2 protein-coding genes and 1 pseudogene are annotated in these 3,909 nt (G+C 48.4%); all 3 read left to right on the top strand.

The genetic code is table 11. The annotated features are described in order from the left end of the window. Window positions 1–123 precede the first annotated feature (123 nt). A pseudogene (locus tag EA472_RS21690) lies at window positions 124–363 on the top strand (IS4 family transposase); the annotation flags it as partial. A gap of 320 nt (window positions 364–683) precedes the next feature. After that, window positions 684–1,472 carry an IclR family transcriptional regulator gene (locus tag EA472_RS21695; RefSeq protein WP_124193532.1) on the top strand — a complete coding sequence of 263 codons (789 nt, stop codon included), beginning with the start codon at window positions 684–686 and terminating at the stop codon, window positions 1,470–1,472. 1,061 nt (window positions 1,473–2,533) lie between these two features. Then, a complete protein-coding gene (locus EA472_RS21700; RefSeq protein ID WP_124193533.1) occupies window positions 2,534–3,526 on the top strand; it encodes an IS110 family transposase in 993 nt (330 codons plus the stop codon). The last annotated feature ends 383 nt before the right edge of the window (window positions 3,527–3,909 follow it).

Below are 3,909 nucleotides of genomic sequence, written 5' to 3' on the forward strand. Positions count from 1 at the left end.
TCAGTTTCCGTGCGCAGTTGCTGGCGCAACTGCTCCTCATCAACATCATCCAACTTTCCGCCCCACGTCGTCATGAGACTCTCTACGCGTCCAGAAGATATGAACTAGCCTGCTGATCCCTATGAGTTGCTCAGCCTGGTCATCGAACACGCAGATGATGACCTCGTGTTTCCGCCGGAACGCTGGGCGGCGACCTTCCGGTCGCACGCCCAGCTCATTCTCTACCGGTTGAGTGGCTACCTCGGGTATTCTCCGCCACCACTGCTTGACCGCCTCATCGCCGACGCACAGAAGATCCACAAACAACGCCCGGTTCTCCAAGAACAGCTCGCTACCGCCATCAAACCGGCTGCTGAGGCCTAACTAAAGACCAATGGTCGTCTACAACATCAAACGTCCCGTCAAACAGTGAAATCCACCGCCTTACAGCGATTCAACAGAGCCGAATTAGTAGATTAAGTACGACACACAACAGCCGCCTCATTGGATCTTTCGCTGTAGTCGAGATTAATGTTGACTCAAAGAAACAGTAGCTTGCTTCGATCCTGAACCGTTTGCTGTAGTAGGGTCCTACCTGTCGTGGCTTGCCGATGCCCATTCATCGATAAGCCACGATAGGCTTGATCACGCTCTCAAAGGAATTTGTACCTTACAAATATATACCTGGAGTTCGACTAACCTATATGGTCAATCAAGATGAGGTCCGGACACTTTCCACGGTCGAACGCACGTGTGATGTGATTGAAGCGCTACAAAAGCTTGAAGGGGCTACGGTAAGTGAAGTGGCTGATTACCTAGATATGTCTATGGGAGGCGTCTACAACCACCTTGCAACTCTCCGAAAAAGAAATTATGTGGTGAAACAAAGAGATGAGTACCGCCTCAGTCTTCAATTCTTTAATCAAGGAATGTACGCTCGAAACCAGCGGCTGTTATACACTACTGGTAAGGAAGAAACTAGGCGATTGGCCCAAAAAACAGGGGAATACGCACATTTAATGGCCGAGGAATTCGGTCGTGGAATATATATCTACAAAAGTAAAGGAGAAAATGCTATTTCTGAAGAATACGAACAGAGAAAGTTGGAATATCCGGACTATCTTCATCTAAGTTCGACAGGAAAGGCGGTGCTCGCTTGGTTACCCCGGGAACGGGTTGAAGTGATTATTGATTGTCATGGTCTCCCCCAGGCAAATGAAAACACCATAACCACTAAGGAAGACTTGTTTTCTGAATTAGAAACCATCCGAGAGCGTGGGTATGCACTGAACGATCAAGAGGAGATACAAGGGACACGTGCTATTGGGGCTCCAATCAAAACCGACGATCGTGTCTATGGCGCAGTTAGTATTTCTGGACCAGTTAGCCGTCTCAATGAATCCAAGATTGATAAATATGCAGAAAAAGTTCTGCAAGTAGCTAACGTCATAAGTGTGAATATATCTACCAGAGCAACAACAATCGACTTCTGATTTGTCATTTACAAACTAGATGGGGAATGGTGCTATTTCAAACTAGTTCAAGTGAGGCACTATCACAAAAACTCCTCGAGATCCATTTTGCTTTACAGTAGTACAGAAGTAACACCGTCCATTTCTTCGAAGCCCTGCAAATGCTATTAGTATATTCCTCTTGTGGAACATTGTTGATGGAGAGTTGTTTTGCGATTCTGTTGTGAACTGAGCGGGACTAGCATCCAATTGTTGGCCGATCGGATGGTCTATTTCTGCTCCAACCCCTCTATGAAGAGCTGTATTAACAATCTCCTACGGAAGAGCGCTAATATATTGTTGAGACAGTAGTGGCGCTGTTTAGATTAGAGTTTGAAGGATCGAGGCGATGAAATTCGTGGTATCAATGCCCGAATTCAGCCGCTTCAAGCTAACTAGCAGCGACATTTAGTTAGACTTTATGAAGCAAGAAGGACACTGCGGACAATAGTTATGCTGCAATTTTAGTAATCAGACAGACCTAGCGTAGTAGATTTCGACTATAATTTAGCCACAACAATGTTTTGAACACGCTGTTGAGGATCTATGCCCGACAATCTGGACGCTATATCGCTAAATAAAGATTTTCGTGGCAGTAGACAGTCCAATTATAGCAAAGAAAGTAACAGCGCTTGTTTCGATATCGGTCTTCCATTTTGGTGAGAGAAGGATTCAAACTCAGCCAAATTCACTACCTTGTTACAGCATTATCTTGCTTTTTCGTTAAAATAGATTGTAAACCATCAAAATCCGGATTTGCGCACCACAAACCATAGACTTAGGAAATCGAGGTGCTAACTTGATTTGACAAGAAAAAAGGTCGAACGCTCTTTGTAGGAGATTGACTCTATGAAAATCCTGCTACTAAGCCCCTAGCGCGTGAATCAACAAACAGGGGTCGAGTGAGATCGCGTATCAACAGGTGCATCAAACACGTGAGATTGACCGATCCAAGCGTCGTGAAAGGATGAAGAAAATTGTGCCACAGAGCACGCATAGGTGTCTCTCTGATTCACGCAAGCCAGCCCCAACGGAGGCGTTCCATGTACCTCGGAATTGACACCCACAAACGGTACTCGCAGGTTGCCGTCGTCGATAGCGACGGCAACCTGCACGACGAGATTCGCCTGCCAAACGACCACCTTGATGAACTCGCTAAGCAGTATGCTGGGAGTGAGGCTGCGATTGAAGCGTCTGGCATCTATCGGCCCGTCTACGAGATGCTCGACGAGCATCTCGATGTTACCTTAGTCAATCCATCCAAGAACCGGATTATCGCCGACGCAACAATCAAGACAGATCGTGTAGATGCGAAGAGACTCGCGCATATGCTCCGTGCGGATATGCTCGCTGAGAGTTACGTTCCGCCGGACGAGATCCGCACACTACGGGATCTCGTCCGGACACGCAAGTCGCTTGTCGAAGCCCGGACTGCTGAGAAAAACCGCGTCAGAGCAGTCCTTACGCGAACGGACAATACGTACGACAGCGAATTATTCGGACCGTCTGGGCGAGAGTTCCTCGCGGAACTCTCGCTCAGTAACGTTGATCGCACAATCATCGAAGCACACCTTTCGGTGATTGATGCCTACGACGAGCAGATCGAAGCGCTCCAAGAGATAATCGAACAACGGGTTCTGGAATCGCCAGCAGCCCAGCGGCTGCTGACGATTCCGGGAGTTGGCCAATATACAGCTGCCGTGATCGTTGCCGAAGTCGGAGAGATTGACCGTTTCGATAGCGATAAACAGCTCGTAAGCTATGCTGGGCTTGATCCGACTGTTCACCAATCTGGCGATAAAGAATTCCGTGGTGGGATCAGCAAAGAGGGCTCAGCGCCGTTGCGCTGGGCCCTCGTTCAGTGTGCGAGTATAGCTGTCCGCTGTGATGAGTATCTCGGAAACTTCTACACACGACTGAAAGAACGGAAGAACCATCAGATAGCGATTGTTGCAACAGCGCGAAAAATGCTCGTCTCGATCTTCTACATGCTCACACGCAAGGAAATGTATGATCCACCGGGGGTGAGCGCCTGAGAGGCGGTCAGCCTCTCAGGCGCGACCTGCTCGCGCTCCTAACAGCAACAGCACCGCAAACAAGAAGTCCTCCGCCTGTCGGGTGTTCCATTTCTCGAAGTCACCGCTTTCCAGCGGTTCTCACCCCTTGTTCGGGTGAGCGCTGCACTCACCCGAACAATGATCACCAATCAAGTGGAAAATTCGCTCGCAGGATTTTCATAGGTGTTGATACAGTTCAGTTATCGCTGTGAGATCGAAGAGAGCAAGGATACCGCGTGAGTGATCACTGTAACACCTGAATATCGGGAAGAAAGGTCTCAATCCAGTCAACAGCAAAGCTAAGTCGCTGACTCAACCGAAGAAACGTCTCGCTGAGAAACTCACGGAAGTGGTCTTTGCCC

This window comes from Natrarchaeobius oligotrophus, from assembly GCF_003841465.1.
Taxonomy (GTDB): domain Archaea; phylum Halobacteriota; class Halobacteria; order Halobacteriales; family Natrialbaceae; genus Natrarchaeobius; species Natrarchaeobius oligotrophus.

Bases quoted from the DNA above. Each gene is read 5' to 3' on its own strand.
- EA472_RS21695 (WP_124193532.1), top strand. From the start codon at position 684: ATGGTCAATCAAGATGAGGTCCGGACACTTTCCACGGTCGAACGCACG.
- EA472_RS21700 (WP_124193533.1), top strand. From the start codon at position 2,534: ATGTACCTCGGAATTGACACCCACAAACGGTACTCGCAGGTTGCCGTC.